The following is a 23352-nucleotide window of genomic DNA, read 5'->3' as shown; positions in this document are numbered from 1 at the left end:
GGCGGGAAGGCCACGAGAGCTGCGCTTGAGTGGCACGAAAACTCCCCACCCCCTAAATCTCCACCGCCCTCTCCACCTCCGGCTCGGCCGGCGCAATGGTAATGCCTTCGCCGACCAGCGCATCCCGCACTTCGCGGGCCAGGTCGACTGCCCCGGGCGTATCGCCATGCAGGCAGATGGACCGCGCGGCCGACTTGATCACCGTGCCATCAATGGCCACGACTTCGCCCTCGACCGCCAGCCGAAGGCAGCGCTCGATGACAGCTTCGGGGTCTTTGATGACGGCCCCCTCTTCCGTTCGCGGCACCAGCAACCCGTTTGCGGTATAGGCGCGGTCGGCATAAGCCTCGCGGATCAACGGCAATCCCACGGCCTTGGCCGCCCGTACCTGCTGGCTGTTGTCCAGTGCCAACACGGCCATGCGCGGGTCCATTGCATGAATGCTGCCAAATATTCCGACGGCAAAAGCCAGCTCCTCCGCCGTCTGGTTGGCCAGCGCCCCATGCAGCTTCACATAGGAAAGCGGCACATCCACCTCATCGGCGATGTGGCGCACGAGAAACAGCTGTCCGCGAATTTGTCCCAGCAATTGCTCCAGCGGCATCACCACCCGAAACCGGCCGAACCGCTTGGGGTCGACATAGCCCGGGTGTGCCCCCGCACGCACCCCTCGCGCCTTGCACACCTTGAGGATGCGCCGGATCGTCGCCGCGTCGCCGGCATGTCCGCCACAGGCAATCGAGGCGCTGGAAACGATATGCAACAGGTCGTCGTCGGTTCCCATGCCCTCTCCGAGATCGGCATTGAGATCGATACTGGTCATGAAAGGCTGCTCCGCAACAGGCGGTGCGCATGCTCCACGCTTACCGGCTCGAAGGCAACCGGGTCCCCGGCCCGCATTTGCGCAAATCTGTCGAGGTCCGCCGAAATGACCGTGCCTATACGCGGATAGCCGCCCGTGGGCTGGTGGTCCCGCATCAGCACAATTGGCGTGCCATCGCCCAATATCTGGATATCACCGGGCAGGATCGGATCGGATACCAGCGACAAGATACTGGCGCCCGCAAAAACCCCCGCCTCGTCGGCCAGGCGAACGCCCATGCGATCCATCATCGGCGTCACCCGAAACGTCGCCTCAACGAAGCGTTGCCGGACATCCGCCGCAAAGTTTTCGGCATGCAGCCCCCAGACGAAACGGATCGGCCCCTCTTGCAACGCGATGGGCGAAGGCGATAGCGCAGCCCGCTCTTCGCCTACAAAACCCAACACATCGCCAGCCGCCAGCGCTCGGCCCTCGACCCCGCCTAACCGGGCCCGCGTGCTGGTCGACAGGCTCCCCATGACCATCGGCAGGTCCAGCATTGGCCCAAATCGAAGATAGCCGTAATTGCCCCTTGGTCCCGGCGTCACCGAAAGCCTGTCTCCGGCCGCCAGCGTCGCCCCTCCCGGCCAAACTTGCCCTTCCCCGTTGATCGCAACAGTAAAAGCGCCACCGGCCCAACCGATCCGCAAGCGCCCCTGCTCCACCCGCAAGGCGATACCCGCGCGCGTCAGCTCCACGCCCGCCTCACCGGCCGCCCCAGCCAACGCCCCCGCCAGGCGATGCGCCGCCCGGTCCATTGGCCCCGAGGCACTGATACCATGCGCCAGCAGGCCCTCGCGGCCATGATCCTGGATAGTACAAAGGGGCCCTGCCCGCTCAATGATGATCCGCACGCTCATCGTGCCACCACGAATCGCACGAGATCGCCCGCCTGCAACCGGGTAGGCGGATCGTTTTGGGGCACGAAGTTGCGGAAACTCGTGCTGCCAATGACATTCCAACCAGTCGGCACCTCCGTAGCAGTGATCGCCGTCTGTCCCGCCGCGAACAGCACGCTTCCCACCGGCACGCTCGGGCGAACCTGTGTACGGCGCGGCAAGACCAAGGCTTCAGAATGCAATCCGCAATAGACAAACCCGGGCGCAAATCCAGTAGTCAGCACCCTGAGCGGCGCCGCATTGTGTTGCGCAATAAAGTCGTTCTCGGACAGGCCCAGCGCAGCTGCAACCTCGGCCAGATCCACTCCGTCAAAGACCACTGCGATGTCGTGAACGTGAGGCTCTCGCGCCTCATTGCCCTGCCCTAATCGCAGCGCAATTTCCCCCGCCAGATGTCCCGGCGAAATCTGTAAGGGATCATAGCGCAGCAGCACTGAAACCAGGCTCGGCACGACTTCAAGAACGCCAAAGATAGGTTCGGCGTCCAGCCGTGCAGCAAGCGTCAGGGTCGCCTGGTTGGCTTCGTCATCAAGGCTGGTACCGAACCGCACAAGCAAAGCGCTGTCGCCCAGGGGCATGATGTGAGGCCTGCGCCAGAGGCTGTCATCCATTCCGCTCATGGCAGCCCTAAATCCCTTCACCTTCGGGAACGCAGTCCTTCAGATTGGACCGCGTTCCGTCAAGTCGTCGGTCACCGGCAAAGCCGGCGGAACTGCCGCGATGCGGCACTACATCAATGAAATTCGCGTATTTTCCGGGATCAATTGGGGTCGCGACCCTCCTGTTCAACCACGGCCTCGAACAGGGTGCGGGCCTGCCCCGGACCGATAGCTTCAATGGCTACGGCAGCGATGGCAGCAAACAGCTCCGCGATTTCCTGGGGATCGGTGATTTCGGCGTCGTCGTCTTCGGCGTCGGCGTTGATCAGGGTAAACATGAGGAACGCGTCTCCACTACGGAGCGGGATGCGGACGTAGGTAGAATTCCGCAGAAGCCCGCGACCACAATAGTCTGGCGCCAGACCGGCCCCAGACGAGCCTACGAGATTGAGTGTGCGGCGATTCCGTTACCGCATAAATAACGGAATGTGCTGCGGGGGATCACAACCCCGCTTGTCCGAAAGGACAGGCGCGCTTACTCTTCGCCCGCTTCCAATGCATCGAGATAGGATTCGACCTCGTCCAGCGAGGCCGAAAACGGCTTTGGCACATCGCCATAGACGATCTTGAACGTGGCGTCTTCCCGCACCGCATGACCGCCGGGCTGTCCCAGCACCTTGACCTTGTCGGCGGTCAAGATGGTCAGCCCATACCGGGCCGCCACGCGTTTCATGCGCCGCATGCGCGAAGCGTCAAATTCCTTGCGGCTCATGTCTTTCGCCTCAGTAGAGTGGCGGGCAGGGAGGGATTCGAACCCCCGGAAGGCTTTCACCTTCGCCGGTTTTCAAGACCGGAGCAATCAACCGCTCTGCCACCTGCCCGTAGCCTGTGCCTTTAACCGTGGCGACGCGGCCTGTCCAGAGGCCGCGACACCAAGTTTGCCTGGTCCTACGGTAGCAACACCACCGAACCGGTGGTCTCGCGGTTTTCCAGCGCCCGATGCGCTTCTGCCGCCTCAACCAGCGGATAGGTCCGGCCGATCTCGACCTTGATGGCGCCGGACAGCACCGCGTCGAAGAGCGCCTTGGCGCCTTCAAGCAGGTTTTCGCGCTGGGGAAAGTAATGCGTGCCCGTTGGACGGGTGACATATAGCGAGCCCTTGCGCGCCAGAATGCCAAGGTCCGGTACGCTGACCACACCAGAGGCATTGCCGAAACTGGCGAGCAGGCCACGCGGCCTGAGGCAGTCGAGCGATCCCTCGAACGTCGCCTTGCCTACGCCATCATAGACGACATCGACGCCCCTGCCCTCGGTAAATTCCTTCACCAGCGTAGGGAAGTCCTCGGCCTTATAGTCGATGACATGGTGACAGCCATGGTCGAGAGCCTTTCGGACCTTGTCCGGGCCACCGGCCGTACCGATGACCGTTGCGCCGAGCGAGCGTGCCCACTGCGTGGCAATCAGCCCAGTGCCACCGGCTGCCGCGTGCCAGAGAATGGTTTCGCCGGCTTGCACCGGCCAGGTCTTGAACAGCAGATAATAGGCCGTCAGCCCCTTGAGAAGGATGGCGGCGGCTGTCTGGTCATCGATGCCATCGGGGATCGGCACCAATTTATCCACCGGTGCCAGTCGTTCCTCGGCATAGGCGCCCGGCGTACCCTGATAGCAGACGCGGTCGCCCACCTTGACTGCGGTGACGCCCTCGCCCACCGCCGTCACGACGCCAGCCGCTTCATTGCCGGCCACGAACGGCAGCGGCAGAGGATAAAGTCCCGAGCGCTGATAGGTGTCGATGAAATTAAGCCCGACGGCGGTCTGGCGCACGCTCGCCTGCCCCGGCCCCGGATTGCCTAGCGGCCAGTCCTCTATCGAGAGTGCTTCCGGCCCGCCGACTGCGTTGACGGCAACAACCCGGGTCATTTCGGCGCCTTCGGCTTGCGTGGTGCCGATTTCGGACGAGCCTGCGACCGATTGGCGGCTGTTGTCTTCGGACGCGGCTTGGCCGCGGTGACCGCCGGCGTCGTGGTCGAAGGCGACCCACCGCCGAGTGCCGCCATTGCCGCCGACGACGAGACCGAACCAGTGTCACCAGTAAATGGCGTGAACTCGGTTTTGTGCGCCTTGCCACCCGCCATACGCAGCTTGCGGTTCTTGGCAAACACATTGATCGCTTCGACCAGTACCGAGAAGGCCATGGCCGAATAGATATAGCCCTTGGGAATGTGGACGCCGAAGCCGTCAGCGACCAGCGTCACGCCGATAAGCAGCAGGAAGGCCAGCGCCAGCATTTTGGTTGTCGGGTGATCGGCCACAAATTTGGCAATCGGCCCCGAGGCAAAGAACATTACTGCGACCGCTACCAGAACGGCGGCAATCATCACGGCCACCTGGTCCGCCGGCACCATGCCCACGGCGGTGATGATCGAATCGATGGAGAACACCATGTCGATAACGACAATCTGCACCAGGATTGCCTGCAGGCTCGCCTTGGCAGCATCGGCCAGACCAACCTCATGCGGCTCTTCGATGGCTGCATGCATTTCGTGGGTGGCCTTGTAGATCAGGAAGCCGCCGCCGGCGACGAGAATGATGTCCTTCCACGAGAAACCGTGGCCAAAGGCCTCGAAGACCGGGTCCTGCAATTGCACAATGACGCTGATCAGCAGCAGCAATATGATGCGGAACACCAGCGCCAGACCGATACCCAGCTTACGGGCGAACTCGGCCTGCTCGCGCGGCAGGCGCGACACCAGCACCGAGATGAAAACGATATTGTCGATGCCCAGCACGATCTCCATGACGGTCAAGGTGGCAAAGGCAACCCACACATTTGGATCAGCCAACAGTTCAAGCATCTAACGCTCCATTCGGGGGAATCCACGCGATGCGACAATCTAGGGATGGGATGCCTTGCGGTGAAGGGCGCAAATGCAGTTTTTCGCCACTGCGTCATCAAACCTGGCAACTGAGCTCAGCCTAGGCTGGCATCACGCCCTTGCGCGATGTTAGGTTCCAGTCTCTTTTCGCGCGAGTACAACCATGGAAGCCTTCTCTCCCCTGACCGCCGCGCTTGGCGGCGTCCTGATCGGCCTTGCCTCCGCCGTGCTCTGGCTGGGCAATGGCCGCATCGCCGGTATCTCCGGCATTTTTGGACAATTGCTGCCCCCAGCGCAAACCGTGGTTTGGCGCGTCGTTTTCCTGGTTGCCTTGGTCGCCGCAACGGCTCTCACCGCCTTGGCGTTCCCGCAGATCGGTGTTGGCGGCGTTGAACCGGCTCAACTCGCTGCGCCACCCGCCGCCTGGTCCATCCCCATGCCGGTCTGGTTGATTGCTGCAGGGCTCCTCACCGGTCTCGGCACCAAGATCGGCAATGGCTGCACTTCCGGCCATGGCGTGTGTGGTCTCGCCCGCCTGTCGCTGCGCTCGCTGGTTGCCGTGCTCGTTTTCTTCGGCGTCGCCATTCTCACTGTTACCGTCACGGGGATTGTCTGATGGCTGTTCTGCGCCTGCCCTACCTCGCCACGGCCGTCTTGAGCGGCGCCCTCTTCGGCGCTGGTCTTTACGTGTCCCAGATGGTCGATCCACTCAAGGTTCTGCGCTTCCTTGATTTCACCGCCATTCCTTCAGGCGGTTGGGACCCCAGCCTCGCTTTCGTCATCGTCCCCGCCATTCTGGTCATGTTCATCGCCGTACGCATCGGCAAGGGCCGCGCCACGCCGCTCTTTGACATCACCTTCCACGAGCCGGAATACCGCAAGATTGACCGTCGCCTTGTCGGTGGCGCGGCCTTGTTCGGCCTCGGCTGGGGCATGTCCGGCATTTGTCCCGGCCCCGCAATCTCGCTGATCGCCTTTCAGCCGGACGGGCTCTGGATTTTCCTTGCCGCCATGTTCGCCGGCTCTCTTGCCGGCAGCCTGATCCTCCCAAGCGGCCACCAACGCCGCCTCTCGGATGCCGCCTCGTGAGCCAGGACGCCGACATCATCGTCGTCGGTGGCGGGCTGACGGGCGTCGCTGCTGCTGTTAGCCTTGCCGGCGCCGGCCTCGCCACCATTCACCTGGCGCCCGCTGCACCGCCGGATCGCCGCACCTCGGCGCTGATGATACCCAGCGTCGATTTCCTCTGCGAGACCGGGCTGATCGTCGATCCGGCCGGCATCGGACATGCGCTCACCGCCATCCGCATTATCGACGCGACACCGCGCCTGATCCACGCGCCCGAAACCCTGTTCGACGCGCAGGAAGTGGGTCTTCCTGCCTTTGGCTGGAATTTTTCCAACGCCAAGCTGCTCGAGCGCTTCCAGGCAGCCGCACCCGCCACCGGCCTTGAAACTCGCAACCAGGCCGTTACCGCATGGCGACGCGACGGCGCGCTTGGCGTTGTCACTCTGGGCGATGGCTCGGAACTGCGCGCGCCCCTGATTGTCGGTGCCGACGGCAAGAAATCCCTGGTCCGTGCCGCTGCAGGCATTGCCACGCGCGAACATCAGTTCGCGGAGGCGGCCCTCGTCTGCGATCTTGAACTCGCCCGCCCGATTGGCGGCGCCTCCATTGAGTTCCACTATCCCCACGGTCCCTTCACCTTGGTGCCCGCCGGCGGAAAGCGGGCCAATCTGGTCTGGATCGACGAGGAACCGCTGCTGCGCCAAACGCAGGCAGCAGGCCCCGAGGCCTTGTTGGCGGCCCTGCACCAGCGCTCGCAACGCCTGTTCGGCGCCATTACGCTGGCCTCTCCCAGTTTCGTCTTCCCGCTCTCGTCGCTCACCGTCGCCACGGCTGGCCGGGACGGCGTGGCCCTGGTCGGCGAATCTGCCCACGCTTTCCCGCCCATCGGGGCGCAGGGCCTCAACCTGGGGCTGCGAGACGTCGCTGACCTCCTCGCAGCGGTCAACGCCGCCGACCGGTCCAATCCTTCGTGGGGTGATCTGGCGTCAGTCGACTATGCCCAGCGCCGCGCCGGCGATCTAGCGCGCACAGGCGGCATGGTGGACACCCTGTTCCGCTCGCTGCTCGCGGACATGCTGCCCAGCCAGGCCCTGCGCGCCGGTGGCCTCTGGGCCCTGAAGCTGGTACCGCCCCTCCGCCGCCAGGCCTTTGCCTTGGGCATGGGCGAACGGACCTGAGACAAAACAAAAAGGGCGCAGTTTCCTGCGCCCTTCGTCTCAATTCTTTAATCCAGCTTACTGAGCCGGCGCTTCTTCAGCCGGAGCGTCAGTTGCCGGAGCGTCTGTCGCCGGCGCCGTGGTGCCTTCTCCCGAAAGCTCCTGGCGCAGCTTCTCGGCGCGATCCTGCAACACCTGCTCTAGCGCGTTCTGACCCGATTCCTGCTGCTGCAGCTGCTCAAACGAGAGCGCCGCATCGCTATCATAGGTTGCGGTGAAGCCCGCCAGATCGATCTCGATGGCGAGATCCTGGTTCTGGCGGTTCTTGGCGGTCAGCGTCAGTTTGGCGCCGCGCTTGAGCGAATTCACATACTGCTCGTTGATCACCAGCTGGGTCGAGCACGACTGCGTGTCGCACAGCATGTAGGGCACGCGGACCGGCTTGGCATTGTCGATCTGCCAGGTCAGGCCAAACGGCAGCAGCACCCCGAGCGGAACGGCAGCAACCGCCAGCAGGCGGCTTTCCTGGCCCGGATCGTCGCGCAGCAGGAACGAGCCGAGGAACTGGCCATTGGCCAGCACAACCTGGCGCAGCAGGCATGCCTTCTGACCATCGGGCAGCGGATCACAAACCTTGAGCCAGTTCTGCGATGCCAGGCCATCGACGGCCGCAGCAACTTCATCGGTCGCGGCACCCTCAGCCGGTGCGGCTTCTGTGGTCTCCGCTGCGGGCGCCTCGGTCGCAGTGGCGTCCTGCGCGAATGCCGATAGCGGAGACAGCATAAGAGCAGCCACCGCGATTCCGGCGACGAGGGGTTTCCTGAAAGTCATAGAATATCCTTGCCTTCCTTGGCGGTCCCGGCGGCTCCCGGCCGCCTTGAAATTCGAACTGCCCTTCAAGGGCGCAAATCGGGCAATAACATGACCGATAGCCCTTGCCAAAACATTATGCGCTGGCGTGGTAAGTGGGGCACGCCTAAGCCCCGGTTTCTGCCAGTTTTGCGAGCTTGGACAGGATCGCCGCCGCCCCCTTGAGGCGGTGTTCGGCGCTCGGCCAGTTACGGGCGAACACGAGTTTCTGATCGGGTTTGATCCGCACCTGGTTGGAAAGATCGCTGACCATGCGCACAAGCCCGGCCGGATTGGGGAATACGTTGTTCCTGAGGGTAATGACCGCACCCTTGGGGCCGGCATCGACCTTTTCGACATTGGCCTGCCGGCACAGCGATTTGACCAGGATAACCTTGAGCAGTGCTTCGACCTCTTCGGGTAATGGCCCGAAGCGATCAATCAGTTCCGCCCCAGCGGCATCGATGTCGCGAATGTCCGTCAGGTCGCCCAGCTTGCGATAGAGCTGCATGCGCAATTGCAGGTCCGGCACATAGTGCTCGGGAATCATCACCGGCATGCCCAGCGAAATCTGCGGGCTCCACTCGTTGCGGTCTTCGTATTCCTCTTCGCCGGACTTGAGGTTGGCAACCGCCTCTTCAAGCATGGCCTGGTAGAGTTCGTAGCCCACCTCGCGGATATGACCCGACTGCTCATCGCCCAGGAGATTGCCTGCACCGCGAATGTCGAGGTCGTGGCTGGCCAGCTGAAAGCCGGCGCCCAGACTTTCAAGCGATTGCAGCACGCCCAACCTTCGCTCCGCCGTGTCGGTCAGCTTGCGGTCCGGTGGCACGGTGAAAAGCGCATAGGCCCGCTGCTTGGCCCGACCGATCCGACCGCGGATCTGGTAGAGCTGCGCCAATCCGAAATTATCCGCGCGATGCACGATCAACGTATTGGCATTGGGAATATCGAGCCCGGATTCGACGATGGTCGTGGCCAGCAGCACATCAAACTTGTTGTCGTAAAAGGCATTCATGATGTCATCGAGCTCGCCCGGCGGCATCTGGCCATTGGCAATAACAAACGACACCTCGGGAACCTGCTGGCGCAGGAATTCGGCAATATCGGGTTGGTCCTTGATCTTGGGCACGACATAGAAGCTCTGCCCGCCACGATATTTCTCGCGCAGCAGCGCCTCGCGGATCGAAAGCGGATCGAACGGCGAAATGAAGGTGCGGATGGCGAGCCGGTCCACCGGCGGCGTCGCCAGCAGAGAAAGATCCCGCACCCCCGTCAGCGCCAGTTGCAGCGTGCGCGGAATCGGCGTCGCCGTCAGCGTCAGCACATGCACGTTCGCCTTGAGCTCCTTGAGGCGCTCCTTGTGGCCAACGCCAAAATGCTGCTCTTCATCAATGATCAACAGGCCCAGGTCCTGGAACTTGATGGACTTGCTGAGCAGCGCATGCGTGCCCACCACAATGTCCACCTGCCCGTCGGCCAACCCGTCCTTGGTCGCCTTGAGCTCCCCGGACGGCACCATGCGCGAAGCATGTCGCACCCGAACCGGAAGGCCGTTGAACCGCTCGGAAAAGGTCTTGAAATGTTGCCGGGCGAGCAGCGTTGTCGGCACCACCACCGCCACCTGCTTGCCCGAAAGTGCCACCGCAAAGGCCGCGCGCAGCGCCACTTCGGTCTTGCCGAAGCCCACGTCGCCGCACACCAGCCTGTCCATCACCTTGCCCGAGGTAATGTCGTCGAACACCGCATCGATGGCGTTGAGCTGGTCTTCGGTTTCCTCATAGGGGAAACGGGCAGCAAATTCGTCATAGGCGCCCGAATTGATGTCAACCACATCGGCCTTCACCAGCAGACGCTGCGCCGCCAACTTGATCAGCTGCTCCGCCATTTCGCGGATGCGCTTCTTGAGCTTGCCCTTCTTGGTCTGCCAGGCGACGCCGCCCAGCTTGTCGAGCGTGGCCCCGGCATCGTCAGACCCGTAGCGGGTCAGCAACTCGATGTTCTCGACCGGCAGGTAGAGCTTGGTGTCGCCCGCATATTGCAACTCGACGCATTCATGCGGCGCGCCACCAGCCTCGATCACCTTGAGCCCGATGAACCGGCCGATGCCATGATCGACATGCACCACCAGGTCGCCTGCATTCAGGCTCGCCGCCTCGGTCAGCGCATCAGACGCTTTCTTGCGTCGCTGCGGCCGCAATATGCGTTCGCCCAGGATGTCCTGTTCGGAAAGGACCAGCAGGTCCTTGGTTTCGAACCCGGTTTCCAGCGGCAATACCACCAGCGAAGTCGTTGCGGCGCTTGTGGTCTCGGCATCGCGCCAGTTCTCGGCCAGCCGCGGATTGGTGAGCCCATGGTCCTTGAGCACCTGCGCCATGCGATCGCGCGTCCCGGCGCTCCAGCAGGCGATGATCGCGCGACGACCATTGCGGCGCTCGGCCAGCAGCCGATCCACGACGGCCTGGAACAGGTTGATGTCCGAAGCCGCACGTTCAGCCGCAAAACTCGGCGCTATACGCCCGCCCGCATCATCGCGCTGTGCCGCATTGGGTGAGAGGAACGGCGAGAACTGGACGACGGACGCGCCGGCAAGCGCCGTCGGCGCCACATCCAGATCATAGAGCAGTTCCGGCTTGATCGGCTTATATGGCGCCCCAGCCCCGGCAACCTTCGGCGCCAGTCGCGCAGCCTCACGCGCGTCAAAATAGTCGCGGATCTGATCGGCGCGCTCGGCATAGGCCTCGGCGACCTGGTCATCGAACACGAAAGGCGCGTCGCCCACATAGTCGGCCAGCCGGTCCATGTGATCGTAGAAGAACGGCAGCCAATGCTCCGTGCCTGAATAGCGGGAGCCGCCACTGACAGTGGCATAAAGCGTGTCATCGACCGTATTGCCGCCAAAGGTCGCGGTATAATTCTGCCGGAAGCGCCGGATCGTCTCTTCGTTGAGCACCACTTCGCTCATCGGCGTCAGGTCCACGCGCTTGAGCGTGCCAGTGGTCCGCTGGCTATCTGCGTCAAACGTGCGGATCGACTCGAGCTGGCTGCCGAAAAAATCAAAGCGCAGCGGCGCCTCCGAACCCGCTGGGAACAGGTCCACCAATCCGCCCCGCACCGCAAATTCCCCGCTTTCACGGACCGTCGGCACCCGCAGATAGCCATTATTGGCCGCCCAGGCGATCAGCTTGTTGCTGTCCACAATCCGGCCCACCGCGGCCGAAAAACTCATCGTTTCGACCAGGTCGCGCGGCGGCAACTTCTGGATCAACGCATTGACGGCGGTGAGCACAACGGCGCCCCTGGCCCCGCTGGTCAGCGCTGCCAGCGCATTCATGCGGGCCGCGATAGTCACCGTATTGGGCGACACGCGATCATAGGGAAGGCAATCCCAGGCCGGCAACGTCACAATGGTATGGCCGGGCAGAATCGCCCCCAGCATTTCCGCCATGCGCTGCATGCGCCGCCCGTCGCGCGCCACAAACACCAGGCTTGCCGCGTCGTCAGGAGCGTCCTCGAGGCGCTGTTCGACCAGTCGCGCCAGCACCATGGGCTGCATGCCGTCCGGCACATTGGAAATCGTGCGGGGCGTCGGCGCCACGCCGGACATCTCGTTCATTTCGCGATCCGCGCCTGATGGTCAGCAATCACCAGATCAAGAAAAGCCCGATCGACATGGGTCGGCGGCTCTTCCTGCCGCATCACCCATTTGAGCAGCGGGGGATCTTCCTCATCCATCAAGGCTTCGAGGCGATCCAGTTCTGCGGTGTCGTAAGCCTCGATATTGGCATCGGCAAACGGCCCCAGTATCAGGTCCATTTCCTTGGTGCCCCGATGCCAGGCCCGATAGCGCAACCGCTTGCGACGAATAGAAATGTCTTCACCGGCCGCCATTTCGACACCCATGATTGCAATTTGTTCTCGATTTGGACATGTCTATTACGCGGGTTGATCGGGATTGTCACCACGTCTACGGACGTCGCCCTCCCCTTGTGGAGCGGGTAGCAACGCTGGACCGAACGGTTCCAACACGGCTAGGTGAGGGTGTCTGACTATCGCTATCGCCGAACACCTAACGAGAATCGCCCTTGTCCCGCCCCGAAGCCTTGCAGCCCCTGTTCGCCTCGCTCCACTCCGTAAAAGGTGTGGGAGACAAGCTGGCCGCCTTGCTGACCCGCTATTTCGGTGCACCTGATGGACAGGAAGCCATTGTCCTCGACGTGCTGATGCACATGCCCTCCGGCGTCGTTGATCGGCGTCGCCAGGTGGGTATTGCCGAAGCCTATCTGAACCAGATCGTCACCCTGCGCCTCCATATCGACCGGCACCAGCCGCCGCCGCGTGGCAAACCGCATGTGCCCCATCGGGTCTTCGCCCATGATCAAACCGGCGATATTCAGCTGGTGTTCTTTCGCGCCCAGGGCGGCTGGGTCGAGAAAAGCCTGCCCATCGGTGAAGAGCGATACGTCTCGGGAACAATCGGTTTTTTCAACGGCGAAAAGCAGATCACCCACCCCGACTATGTGGTGGAACCAGACAAATTCTCGACCCTCCCTCTGGTCGAGCCGGTCTATCCCCTGACCAATGGCCTGAGCTCAAGGGCCCTCGCGAAGCTGGTTCACCACGCCATCCAGGTCGTTCCGACCCTGCCCGAGTGGATCACCGCCGACACCATCGCGACCCGCAAGTGGCCGAGCTTTGCCACCGCCATGCGCATGGTGCACACCCCCGAAAACCCCGACGAAGCACAACTCTGGTCCCCCGCCCGCCAACGGCTCGCCTATGACGAATATCTGGCCGGCCAGATCACCCTGCAATTGGTGCGCTCCAGCATGGTTTCGGCCCGGGGCGTGGCGCGCAATTTTACCGGCGCGATCACCGAAAAACTCGCCGCCGCCCTGCCCTTTTCCCTTACCGACGGTCAGACCAAGGCGCTGGAGGAAATCCGCGCCGACCTCTCCGCCCCTGACCGCATGTCCCGGCTGCTGCAGGGCGACGTCGGCTCCGGCAAGACTGTGGTTGCGCTCATGGCCATGGCTGCCATGGCAGAGAGCGGCGCCCAGTCCGCCCTGATGGCCCCCACCGAACTGCTGGCTTCTCAGCATTTCCGCACCATCCAGCCGCTCTGTGAGGCCGTTGGACTCGGCTGCGCCCTGCTCACTGGCAAGATGCCTGCCAGCGAACGCCGCACCGTATTGGCCGGCCTCGCCGACGGCTCGATCGCCATCGCGGTCGGCACCCACGCCCTTTTTCAGTCCGACATCGCTTTCCGGGACCTCGGTCTGACGGTTGTCGATGAGCAGCACCGCTTTGGCGTCCATCAGCGACTTGCTCTTTCCGACAAGGGACGACACACCGACTTGCTGGTGATGACCGCCACCCCGATCCCCCGTACTCTCGTGCTCACGCACTTTGGCGACATGGAAGTCAGCGTGCTGCGCGAAAAGCCGCGCGGTCGCCAGCCCATCGACACTGCCGTTCTGTCTATCGGCGACTATGCCCGCGTCATTTCACGCCTCCAAACGCGCCTGGCTGAAGGGGCGCAGGCCTATTGGGTCTGCCCTTTGGTCGAGGAGAGTGAAACGCTCGAAGTCGTCAGCGCCGAAGACCGCTTCGCTGACCTGCTGAAAATCTTTGGCGATCAGGTGGCGCTGGTCCATGGCCGCATGTCCGCCGCCGCCAAGCAGGCGGTGATGCAGCGCTTCAAGGACAATGAAATCAAGCTATTGGTGGCCACCACTGTCATCGAAGTCGGGGTCGACGTGCCCAACGCCACCATAATGATCATCGAGCACGCCGAGCGCTTCGGCCTCGCCCAATTGCATCAGTTGCGCGGCCGTGTTGGTCGCGGCTCCCAGCGTTCCGCCTGCCTGCTGCTCTACAAGGACCCGCTCAGCGAAACCGCCCAGGCGCGGCTCGAAACCATCAAGGCGACTGAAGACGGCTTTGAAATTGCCGAGCGCGACCTGGAACTCCGCGGCCAGGGCGACCTGCTGGGCACCCGCCAGTCCGGCATGCCCGGCTATCGTCTCGCCGTGCCCGACGTGCACCGCCACCTGCTCGAATTCGCGCACGACGACGCCAAGGCCCTGATGGAGCGCAATCCCACGCTCACCGGCCCAGACGGCGAAGCCGCCCGCACCCTTCTCTATCTCTTCAGGAAAGACCTGGCGATCCCGCTGATCCGGGCAGGATGACTACTCCACCGTCACCGACTTCGCCAAATTCCGCGGCTGGTCGACGTCCGTACCCATGAATACTGCCGTGTGGTACGCCAGCAATTGCACCGGAATGGTCGCAAGGATCGGCGCAACAAACGGATGCACATGCGGCACTTCGATGATGTCAGCCACACCATGGCCTACTGTCTTGGCGCCCTCGGCATCGGTGATGAGGATGATCTTGCCGCCGCGCGCCGCCACTTCCTGCATATTGCTCAACGTCTTGTCGACCAGCTCGTCCGAGGGTGCAACCACGATCACCGGCATGGCCTCGTCCACCAGCGCGATGGGGCCGTGCTTGAGCTCGCCTGCTGCATAACCTTCTGCGTGGATATAGCTGATTTCCTTGAGTTTGAGCGCGCCTTCCATGGCCACCGGGAACATCGGGCCACGGCCGAGATAGAGCACATCCTTGGCCTTGGACAGCCGCTTGGAAAGCTCGATAATTTGGTCCTCGGCGCCCAGCGCCGCTGAAACCGCCGAAGGCAGCGCCGTCAGCGCCCGCACCAGTTCCACTTCTTGCTCGGCACTCAATACGCCGCGCGCCCGCCCGGCCGCAATGGCGAGGCTCGCCAGTGCGGTCAGCTGGGCCGTCAGCGCCTTGGTCGATGCAACCCCGATTTCCGGCCCGCAAAGGATCGGGAAGACGACACCCGATTCGCGGGCAATCGTTGATTCAACCGTATTGACCAGGCTTGCCACATGCTGGCCCTGCCCGGCGCAATAACGCAGCGCCGCCAGCGTATCCGCCGTCTCGCCCGACTGCGAGATGAACAGCGACAGCCCGCCCTTCTCCAGCGGCGGTTCGCGATAGCGGAATTCCGATGCCACATCGAGGTCGACTGGCAGCCGCGCGAAGCGCTCGAACCAGTATTTGGCAATGGCTCCGGCGTAGTAGGCCGTGCCGCAGGCGCTCATGGTCAAGCGCGAAAGATCGGCGAAATCAAACGGCAGCGTCTCGCGGATCGCCACCTTTTCGGCGCCCATGTCCACATAATGGCTCAGCGTGTGCGAGATAGTCTCGGGCTGCTCGTAGATTTCCTTGGCCATGAAATGGCGGTGATTGCCCTTGTCGACCATCAGTGCCGAGGCCTGGCTCACCATCAGCTCGCGCTCGACCAACGCATCCTTGCCATCGCGAATGGTCACACCCGTTGGAGTAATCACGGCCCAGTCGCCGTCTTCGAGATAGGTCAGGCGCGAGGTGAAGGGCGCCAGCGCCATGGCATCTGAGCCCAGATACATTTCGGTCGTGCCATAGCCGACGGCCAGTGGCGCCCCGTGCCGGGCCGCGATCAGCAGGCCGTTTTCACCCTTGAACATGAAAGCAAGGGCAAAGGCGCCCTTGAGCTTCTTGAGCGTCCGCGCCACCGCCAGTTCGGGTTCCGCACCATTATCCAGCTCACGCGTCACCCACAGGGCCACCGATTCTGTGTCGGTCTGGGTCTGCGGTTGGTACCCATCCTGCGCCAGGTCGGCCAGCAACTCGCGGAAATTCTCGATAATGCCGTTGTGGACAATGGCCACGCGCTCGGTGGCATGCGGGTGGGCATTGGTTTCGGTCGGCGCGCCATGCGTCGCCCAGCGGGTGTGGCCAATGCCGATGTGTCCGCCCAACGGCTCCATGCCCAGCTTGCTGGCAAGGTTGCCCAGCTTGCCTTCGGCACGGCGGCGCGCAATGGCTCCACCTTCCAGCGTCGCCACGCCCGCGCTGTCATAGCCGCGATATTCAAGACGCTTCAGCGCATCCACCAGCCGGCCGGCAACGGGCGCATCGCCGACAATCCCAACGATTCCGCACATGCTACTTTCCTTTCGCTGCCTTTTTGGCCAGCGCCCGCTCCTTGAGCTTGGGCGCATAGCCTGGCTTGTTCTCCTGCCGCGCCCGCCCCACGGCGAGGGCATCGGCCGGCACATCTTCGGTGATGACGCTGCCCGACGCCGTATAGGCGCCGTTGCCAATCGTCAGTGGCGCGACCAGCGAGGCATTGGAGCCAATGAACACATTGTCGCCAATGATCGTCTTGTCCTTGTTCACGCCATCATAATTGCAAGTAATGGTACCCGCACCGATATTGGTTTTCGTCCCGATTTCGGCGTCGCCCAGATAGCTCAGATGCCCGGCTTTGGTGCCTGCACCGATCTTGCTCTTTTTCACTTCGACGAAATTGCCCAGGTGCACATCCGGCCCCAGCTCAGCGCCGCCACGGATGCGTGCAAACGGTCCAATGCTCGAGCCTTCACCGATAACGGCGTCCTCGATATCGCAAAACGCACGGATTTCCACATTGTCGCCGATCTTGACGCCTGGCCCGAACACCACATTGGGGAAAATTGTGACGTCCCGGCCAATCTCGGTATCCCAGGAAAACCAGACACTTGAGGGATCACGCAAGGTCACGCCGGCCTTTAGAACGTCCTCCCGGCGCACCTCCTGAAACAGAGCCTCCGCGCGCGCCAATTGGGATCGGTCGTTGACCCCCATCACGTCGTTTTCAGGCGCCACGCCAAAGCCGACCTTCTTGCCTGCCTTGTTGGCGAGGCCGACCAGATCTGTCAGGTAATATTCGCCTTGGGCATTATTGGTATCGATCCGGTCGATCAGGTCGCGGAACACTTCAGCGCGGAAGGCAAGGATACAGGCATTGCACAGCCCGATGGCGCGCTCGTCTTCAGAGGCATCCTTGTGTTCGCGAATGGCCAGCAAGTGCTCGCCATCGGTGATGAACCGGCCATATCCCGTCGGATCCTTGGGCTCGAACCCGAGAATGGCGACATCCAGCCCCGCGTCCAGCCGATCGAGGACGGCGCTGAAATTGCCGCCGCGCAGCAAGGGGTGATCCCCATAGACCACGGCAATGTAACCGTCGTGACCATCGAAAAGATCGCGCGCCTGCGCCGCCGCATGACCTGTGCCACGCGCTACGCTCTGCTCGAAATGCACGACGTCGCCGTCGAGCGCGGTGATCGCCGTGCGAATTGTATCGTGCTTTGGCCCGGTCACTACCGCGATCTTGCTCGATCCCGCCTCGCGCGCCGCGCGCACGACGTGACCGATGATCGGCAGACCCCCGACCGGATGCAGCACCTTGGGCAGCGCGGATTTCATCCGCGTGCCCTCGCCCGCTGCAAGAATGATCGAAAGCAGTTCGGCCATGTCGCTCTCCCCGAGCCGCGCGTTTTCTACTGGCATTTACACAAATTTATGGCAGCCAACGGTTGGCGAACCAATAACAAAGGGACCAATCTGGCCCCGATACATCCGGCGATTCGGATGTTCCTGAGGTTTAGTGGCTTGGCTAGAGCATCCGAACAGTTCCGGCAATCGGACGTTACCCTCTGGGCCATCGTCGCGCTGGCTTGCGCCGCCCTTGCCGTGTTCGGCTCCAATATCTCCATGCTGGTTCCACAAAGCGTTCTGGGTGGGCTGCATCAGCCGCGCGTCGCGGGCTCCTCCATCGAGACTTTGCGCATGCAGGTTTCCGACCTCCGCGAGGAAACCACCCGCCTCAAGCGCGAGAACGAGTTGCTGGTCAGCCGTTTCGCCATGCAAGAGCGCAGTGGCAACGAAATGACCCGGCGCGTCGGCGCCCTCGAGGTCAGCGTGCCGCGCCTTCTCGAAACGCTGCCCCCCGGCGCGCTGGTGGATCGTTCAACTTTCACCGCCTCCATCGGCGCCAATGAAACCCTGACTTTCGATACTGATGGCGGCTCTGTCGCCGTGCGGCAGTCGGCCCTTCCTGATGTTTCGCCCCCCACCGGCATCGACCAACCTCTGCCCGCGCCGGTTGAACCGCAATATGCCATGGCCATGCCCAACGAGGATGCTTATGGCATCGCTGTCGGCGCTGCCGTGCCCTTTGAGGACACGCAGGCGCTCTGGAGCGACCTGACGCTCAAGCTTGGCCCACTCCTGTTCGGCCTGTCGCCGCTGGTGGTCGACGAGGCCAATGGCGACGACAAGCGCATCGTGGTCGGTCCCATCGAGGAATTGGCCGAGGCACGCTCGCTCTGCCAGCGCTTCGAGCGCGTCTCGATTGCCTGCATCCCAATGCCCTATTCCGGCACGCCGCTATCGCTTGGGCAATAGCGGCCAAATTCGGTTGACAGGCGGGCAAGTCCGGCTATGTTCCGCCGCGACGCCGCAGGGCGTCTCATTTCGCAGATCGTTCGGCGTTTCGCAAAAAACCCTGATCGCGTCTCGAGCGCCGGTAGCTCAGTGGTAGAGCATTCGACTTTTAATCGAATGGTCGCGGGTTCGACCCCCGCCCGGCGTACCAATCACCTTGAAATGCCATTCATACATTCGCCGTGTCGGCGCCCCAATATGCGGGCCATTAGACCTTTCCGCAGTTTGCACCCGCCATCATGTCACAGACCTGCATAGACCCCGACCCCTATGCCGAACTCGACAATCGCGCCGATGCGTTTGAATTGTCCGAGGAATTTCGCAAACCCGTCCGGGTCGCGCGATCGCGTCGCAATGGCCTGCCCATGACCCAGACGCGTCTCATTGGCCCGCCCCGCCGCATTCTCATTTGAGAATCAGCGCCAACCCGTACTATCGGCAGGGTCTGGAGCGCTTCGGGCAAAAGTGGCAACGGTTTTGTGGTCGAAAAGCGCGACGACACGTGGCGTGCATCGGGGGAACGATATGTCTCAGGAGACGACCGACCTGCTCAAGGTCCTGGCGGTAACGCTGCTGGTCTTTGCGGCGAGCACGCTGATTATGCTCTATGGCATCCTGCTGCTGTCTCAGTACGGCGCCAATTTGCCCATGGTCGGCTCCCTGCCGCTCAACGCGCCGCCTGAATTGGTCCCGGTGCTTGCCGGCAGCGGTGTGTTCGCGACGCTTGCCGCTGTTCACGTCACCGCCTCGGGCCTCGCCCTGCTGCTCACCAGCAACACCATCGACACGGCCCTGCTGATTGCCGCCAAGGCCGTCACCGTGGTCATCATGGCCCTGCTCGGCTTTGCCGGCGGCCACATGGTCTATCTGCAGTTGACCGAGAATACCGCGCTCAACCTCAACCCGCTGCTACCCGCCCTCGTCGGGCTGATCGGGTTCCTGGTACTCTCGACGCTGCTCAGCGTGCCTGCCATGCGCCGCCTGGGCAATCTGCGCTACGCCGTGGGCATAGGCCTTATCATCCTCGGCCCGCTGCTGCTGGTCTGGCTCTAGCGCAGCCTATTCTTCTCCACATCGGGGAAAAGGTGGCGCGCAGCGCCGGATGAGGGGCCTACCCCGCCAGCGTCACCACCACCGGCCCGCGCGGCGTCGCGACAATGGTGTGCTCATATTGCACCGTGGGTGCCAGCGGCTCGGCTGTCAGTGTCCACACGTCGTCCTCATACATCTGCTCGGCCATGTGCCCGCCCATCGACAGGAACGGCTCAACGGTGAACACCAGCCCATCGCTGATCCGGCGCCGCTCCGAGCGATCCGGCCAGGTGGAAATCTCGCCCGGCTCGTCATGCAGGCTATCACCCACGCCGTGGCTGGCGAGGTTACGGATCAGCGTATAGCCGCCCTTCTTGGCCACCTTGCCAATGGCCGTGCCGATATCGGCGAGCGGCGCGCCAGCCTTGGCCGCATTGATCCCGGCCCACATCGCCTTCTTGCCATCGCGGCAGAGCGCGTCGAGCCGCCGGTCGCCCTTGCCCAGCAGATAGGACGCGCCACAATCGGCAAACACCCCATCCTTAACCGCCGAGACGTCGATATTGACGAGGTCCCCCTCGTTCAACACCCGGTCACCGGGAATTCCATGAGCGATTTCCTCATTGACCGAAATGCAGGTCGCGCCGGGAAACTCATAGGTGACAATGGGCGCCGATAGCGCGCCATGTTCCGCCAGCAAGCGGGCGCCGATTTCGTCGAGCTCCAACGTCGTCATCCCCGGCCGCATGGCCGAAGCCATGGCCTCGCGCGCCATGGCGCAGATGCGTCCGATTGCCTTGAGCTTGTCGAGTTGCTCGTCTGTCGTGATGATCAAGCGTCAGGCCTTGTTGGCAAGGTAATAGCCAAGTAGCCCCTGCGTGGAGGCATCATGCCCCTCGCCGCTCTGCTCACCCTTGACCTTGGGCAGCAACGCCTTGGCCAGCTGCTTGCCCAGTTCCACGCCCCACTGGTCGTAGGAATTAACGTTCCAGATCACGCCCTGCACAAAAACCTTGTGCTCGTACAGCGCCACCAGCGACCCCAGTACTTCGGGCGTCAGCTGCTTATAGAACAGCGTGTTGGATGGGCGATTGCCGGGAAACACCTTATGCGGTGCCAGCGCCTTGATCTGGTCCTTCTCGAGACCCTGGGCCTTGAGCTCGGCGACGACCTCATCCTTGGTCTTGCCCAGCATCAGCGCTTCGGACTGCGCCAGCACATTGGCCACCAGCTTGTCGTGGTGCGGCGGCAGGTCTTCATGCGGCCGCGCCGCAATCAGAAAATCGCAGGGAATGACGTCGGTACCCTGGTGGATGAGCTGATAGAACGCATGCTGCCCATTGGTGCCCGGCTCACCCCAGACGATTGGACCGGTCGACCAGCCAACCTTCTTGCCCGCCAGCGTCACAGACTTGCCGTTCGATTCCATGTCCTGCTGCTGCAGATAGGCGGCAAAGCGGCTCATCCGCTGGTCATAGGGCAGCACGGCATGGGTCGAGAATCCCCAGGCATTGCGATACCAGACGCCGATCAGCGCCATGATCACCGGTAGATTGCGCTCCAGCGGCGTCTCGAGGAAATGCCGGTCCATGGCGTCGGCGCCGGCCAGGAATTTGGCGAAATTGTCGTATCCAACGGCCATGGCAATCGGCAGGCCGATGGCAGACCACACCGAATAGCGACCGCCCACCCAGTCCCAGAACCCGAAGATCCGGTCTTCGCGAATACCGAACTTGGCGCAGGCCGCGATATTGGTCGAAACCGCCGCGAAGTGGTTCGGCACGGCCTCTTCGCCCAACGTATCGGCAATCCACGCTCGCGCCGAATTGGCATTGGTCATGGTTTCATCGGTGGTGAACGTCTTGGAAGCAACGATGAACAGCGTCTTCTTGGGATCAAGGCGCTTCAGCACGTCATGAATATGGGCACCATCGACATTGGACACATAATGGGCGCGCAGGTCGGCGCGCGTATAGGGTTCCAGCGCCAGCGTCACCATGGCTGGCCCGAGGTCCGAGCCGCCAATACCGATGTTGACCACATCGGTGAACCGCTCGCCGCCATGACCGCGGATTTCGCCCGAGCGCACGTCGTTGGTGTAGGCCTCGACGGCCTTGAGCACAGCGCGCACGTCGCCCATGACGTCCTTGCCATCCACCTCGACCGGGCGATCGCCCTGGTAGCGCAGCGCCATATGCATGACGGCGCGGTCTTCGGTGATGTTGATATGCTCGCCCTCGCACATCTGGCTGCGGCGCTCTTCGACGCCGGCTGCGCGCGCCAGGGCGATCAGCGCCTCCATCACCTCTTCGTCGATCCGGTTCTTGGAGTAATCGAGCAGGATATCGGCGCCCGTCGCTGAAAAGCGCTGGAAGCGATTGGGGTCGAGCGCGAACATTTCGCGCATGCTCAGATCGTCCAGCCGCTTGCGCTGCTTTACCAGCGCATTGAGGACATCGCCGCGTTCACCCTTGGCCATAGATTTTTTCCTTACAGCACAGGCAGATCGCCGGCGGCCCATGCCGCGCGCGTCTCTGCCGCAAAATCGTTCATCCGGCCGGCCTCGATAGCCACCCGCGCCCCTGCAGTCAGCTCTTGATAATAGGCAAGGTTGATCTGCGATAGCACCATGGCGCCCAAAATCTCTTCGGTGCGCACCAGATGGTGCAGATAGGCCCGGCTCCAGCGCCGGCAATTCAGGTTCGGCGACGCTTCGTCCAGGGGACGATGGTCTTCCTTATGCCGGGCGTTCTTCAGGTTGATGACGCCAAAGCGCGTATAGGCATGCCCATGCCGGCCAGCACGCGTCGGGTGCACGCAGTCGAACATGTCGATGCCGCGCTCGATCCCGCCCAGAATATCGTCCGGCTTGCCCACGCCCATAAGGTAGCGCGGCCGATCCGTCGGCAGCTCCGGCGTGATTTCCGAAAGCACCCGGAACATCACCTCCTGCGGCTCGCCCACTGCCAATCCACCTACGGCATAGCCATCAAAGCCGATGCTCTTCAGCCCCGCTGCTGAGCGCGCCCGCAATTCCGCATCATCGCCACCCTGGACAATGCCGAACAGCGCCCGGTTGGCCTGGTTGTTGAACGCTGTCTTGGAGCGATCCGCCCAGCGAATGGACAACTCCATCGCCCGTTCCATCTCCTTGCGCTCGGCGGGCAAGGCAATGCACTCGTCAAGCTGCATGATGATGTCGCTGTCGAGCAGCGTCTGGATTTCGATGCTCCGCTCTGGCGTCAGCTCATGGCTCGACCCGTCGATATGCGACTTGAAGGTCACGCCCTTCTCGGTGAGTTTCCTGAGCTTTGCCAGCGACATCACTTGGAAGCCGCCGCTATCGGTCAGGATCGGCCGCTGCCAATCCATGAACTCATGCAGCCCGCCCAACCTGGCTACCCGCTCGGCGCCCGGCCGGAGCATCAGGTGATAGGTATTGCCCAGCAAAATATCAGCGCCCGTCTCGCGCACTTGCTCGGGGTACATTGCCTTGACGGTGCCGACTGTGCCCACCGGCATGAAGGCGGGCGTGTTGATCTCGCCGCGCGGCGTATCGATGCGGCCGCGACGGGCCGCGCCGTCACTGGCTATAAGGGAAAAGTTGACCTGTTTCATGGCGCGGGTTCTAGCCGGTTGTGCAAGCTTGGGAAAGTGGCCAAC

22 protein-coding genes and 2 tRNA genes are annotated in these 23352 nt (G+C 62.7%); 8 read left to right on the top strand and 16 right to left on the bottom strand.

The genetic code is table 11. From position 1 onward, the window contains the following. Window positions 1-52: 52 nt before the first annotated feature. The 8 genes from NIM87_RS01010 to NIM87_RS00975 form a co-directional block, all read right to left on the bottom strand. A complete protein-coding gene (locus tag NIM87_RS01010; RefSeq protein WP_254672771.1) occupies window positions 53-823 on the bottom strand; it encodes a LamB/YcsF family protein in 771 nt (256 codons plus the stop codon). Beyond that, window positions 820-1722 (bottom strand): 5-oxoprolinase subunit C family protein, encoded by a 903-nt coding sequence (locus NIM87_RS01005; protein ID WP_254672770.1) that lies wholly within the window; start codon window positions 1720-1722, stop codon window positions 820-822. The genes NIM87_RS01010 and NIM87_RS01005 overlap by 4 nt, the downstream gene beginning before the upstream one ends. Continuing rightward, window positions 1719-2381 carry a 5-oxoprolinase subunit B family protein gene (locus NIM87_RS01000; RefSeq protein WP_254672769.1) on the bottom strand — a complete coding sequence of 221 codons (663 nt, stop codon included), beginning with the start codon at window positions 2379-2381 and terminating at the stop codon, window positions 1719-1721. The genes NIM87_RS01005 and NIM87_RS01000 overlap by 4 nt, the downstream gene beginning before the upstream one ends. A 140-nt stretch (window positions 2382-2521) precedes the next feature. Beyond that, the gene (locus NIM87_RS00995) at window positions 2522-2698 is read right to left on the bottom strand and encodes a hypothetical protein (protein ID WP_254672768.1); all 177 of its coding nucleotides are present in this window, start codon (window positions 2696-2698) and stop codon (window positions 2522-2524) included. 197 nt (window positions 2699-2895) lie between these two features. Beyond that, window positions 2896-3132, bottom strand: coding sequence for a hypothetical protein (locus tag NIM87_RS00990; RefSeq protein WP_254672767.1), 237 nt, complete (start codon window positions 3130-3132; stop codon window positions 2896-2898). 19 nt (window positions 3133-3151) lie between these two features. Further along, window positions 3152-3241 (bottom strand) — tRNA-Ser (locus NIM87_RS00985). 67 nt (window positions 3242-3308) lie between these two features. Beyond that, complete coding sequence (locus NIM87_RS00980; RefSeq protein ID WP_254672766.1) at window positions 3309-4280, bottom strand: quinone oxidoreductase family protein; 972 nt, start codon at window positions 4278-4280, stop codon at window positions 3309-3311. Continuing rightward, a complete protein-coding gene (locus NIM87_RS00975; protein WP_332017493.1) occupies window positions 4277-5215 on the bottom strand; it encodes a TerC family protein in 939 nt (312 codons plus the stop codon). The genes NIM87_RS00980 and NIM87_RS00975 overlap by 4 nt, the downstream gene beginning before the upstream one ends. A 184-nt stretch (window positions 5216-5399) precedes the next feature. Here NIM87_RS00975 and NIM87_RS00970 point away from each other — a divergent pair, with 184 nt between their 5' ends. The 3 genes from NIM87_RS00970 to NIM87_RS00960 are packed head-to-tail and all read left to right on the top strand — an operon-like array spanning window position 5400 to window position 7482. Further along, on the top strand, window positions 5400-5852 hold the full coding sequence (locus NIM87_RS00970; RefSeq protein WP_254672765.1) for a YeeE/YedE family protein: 453 nt from the start codon (window positions 5400-5402) through the stop codon (window positions 5850-5852). Continuing rightward, window positions 5852-6325, top strand: coding sequence for a DUF6691 family protein (locus tag NIM87_RS00965; protein ID WP_254672764.1), 474 nt, complete (start codon window positions 5852-5854; stop codon window positions 6323-6325). The genes NIM87_RS00970 and NIM87_RS00965 overlap by 1 nt, the downstream gene beginning before the upstream one ends. Then, a complete protein-coding gene (locus NIM87_RS00960) occupies window positions 6322-7482 on the top strand; it encodes an FAD-dependent monooxygenase (protein WP_254672763.1) in 1161 nt (386 codons plus the stop codon). The genes NIM87_RS00965 and NIM87_RS00960 overlap by 4 nt, the downstream gene beginning before the upstream one ends. 57 nt (window positions 7483-7539) lie before the next feature. Here the strand turns inward: NIM87_RS00960 and NIM87_RS00955 are convergent, their stop codons facing one another. From NIM87_RS00955 to NIM87_RS00945, 3 genes are all read right to left on the bottom strand, one after another. Beyond that, entirely contained in the window at window positions 7540-8292 is a 753-nt protein-coding gene (locus NIM87_RS00955; protein ID WP_254672762.1) for an invasion associated locus B family protein, read from the bottom strand. 145 nt (window positions 8293-8437) lie between these two features. After that, the gene (mfd, locus tag NIM87_RS00950; RefSeq protein WP_254672761.1) at window positions 8438-11926 is read right to left on the bottom strand and encodes a transcription-repair coupling factor; all 3489 of its coding nucleotides are present in this window, start codon (window positions 11924-11926) and stop codon (window positions 8438-8440) included. Further along, window positions 11923-12213: an FAD assembly factor SdhE gene (locus NIM87_RS00945; protein WP_254672760.1), complete on the bottom strand. Its 291-nt coding sequence runs from the start codon at window positions 12211-12213 to the stop codon at window positions 11923-11925. The genes mfd and NIM87_RS00945 overlap by 4 nt, the downstream gene beginning before the upstream one ends. A 182-nt stretch (window positions 12214-12395) precedes the next feature. Here NIM87_RS00945 and recG point away from each other — a divergent pair, with 182 nt between their 5' ends. Further along, the gene (recG, locus tag NIM87_RS00940; protein ID WP_254672759.1) at window positions 12396-14504 is read left to right on the top strand and encodes an ATP-dependent DNA helicase RecG; all 2109 of its coding nucleotides are present in this window, start codon (window positions 12396-12398) and stop codon (window positions 14502-14504) included. Here the strand turns inward: recG and glmS are convergent, their stop codons facing one another. Both glmS and glmU read right to left on the bottom strand, forming a co-directional pair. After that, on the bottom strand, window positions 14505-16331 hold the full coding sequence (gene glmS, locus NIM87_RS00935) for a glutamine--fructose-6-phosphate transaminase (isomerizing) (protein ID WP_254672758.1): 1827 nt from the start codon (window positions 16329-16331) through the stop codon (window positions 14505-14507). It abuts the gene before it with no gap. A gap of 1 nt (window position 16332) precedes the next feature. Further along, window positions 16333-17685, bottom strand: coding sequence for a bifunctional UDP-N-acetylglucosamine diphosphorylase/glucosamine-1-phosphate N-acetyltransferase GlmU (gene glmU / locus NIM87_RS00930; RefSeq protein ID WP_254672757.1), 1353 nt, complete (start codon window positions 17683-17685; stop codon window positions 16333-16335). Window positions 17686-17823: 138 nt separating this feature from the next. On the opposite strand from glmU, the gene NIM87_RS00925 reads away from it, so the two are divergent. The 4 genes from NIM87_RS00925 to NIM87_RS00910 all read left to right on the top strand — a co-directional run bounded on the left by NIM87_RS00925 (window position 17824) and on the right by NIM87_RS00910 (window position 19710). Then, complete coding sequence (locus NIM87_RS00925; RefSeq protein ID WP_254672756.1) at window positions 17824-18618, top strand: coiled-coil domain-containing protein; 795 nt, start codon at window positions 17824-17826, stop codon at window positions 18616-18618. 115 nt (window positions 18619-18733) lie between these two features. Then, a tRNA-Lys gene (locus tag NIM87_RS00920) sits at window positions 18734-18808 on the top strand. Window positions 18809-18896: 88 nt separating this feature from the next. Continuing rightward, window positions 18897-19070 (top strand): hypothetical protein, encoded by a 174-nt coding sequence (locus NIM87_RS00915; RefSeq protein ID WP_254672755.1) that lies wholly within the window; start codon window positions 18897-18899, stop codon window positions 19068-19070. A gap of 112 nt (window positions 19071-19182) precedes the next feature. Next, window positions 19183-19710: a hypothetical protein gene (locus tag NIM87_RS00910; RefSeq protein WP_254672754.1), complete on the top strand. Its 528-nt coding sequence runs from the start codon at window positions 19183-19185 to the stop codon at window positions 19708-19710. Between the two features lie 58 nt (window positions 19711-19768). Here NIM87_RS00910 and map read toward each other — a convergent pair whose 3' ends face one another. From map to tgt, 3 genes are read right to left on the bottom strand one after another with little or no spacing between them, the layout of a single operon-like run. After that, a complete protein-coding gene (map, locus tag NIM87_RS00905; RefSeq protein WP_254672753.1) occupies window positions 19769-20524 on the bottom strand; it encodes a type I methionyl aminopeptidase in 756 nt (251 codons plus the stop codon). A 3-nt stretch (window positions 20525-20527) separates the two neighbouring features. Further along, the gene (pgi, locus tag NIM87_RS00900) at window positions 20528-22168 is read right to left on the bottom strand and encodes a glucose-6-phosphate isomerase (RefSeq protein WP_254672752.1); all 1641 of its coding nucleotides are present in this window, start codon (window positions 22166-22168) and stop codon (window positions 20528-20530) included. 11 nt (window positions 22169-22179) lie between these two features. Beyond that, the gene (gene tgt / locus NIM87_RS00895; protein WP_254672751.1) at window positions 22180-23307 is read right to left on the bottom strand and encodes a tRNA guanosine(34) transglycosylase Tgt; all 1128 of its coding nucleotides are present in this window, start codon (window positions 23305-23307) and stop codon (window positions 22180-22182) included. Window positions 23308-23352: the final 45 nt, after the last annotated feature.

Origin of the sequence: Devosia ureilytica, assembly GCF_024273195.1 — a bacterium.
GTDB lineage: Bacteria > Pseudomonadota > Alphaproteobacteria > Rhizobiales > Devosiaceae > Devosia > Devosia ureilytica.
This window is presented reverse-complemented; position numbering and strand designations above follow the sequence as displayed.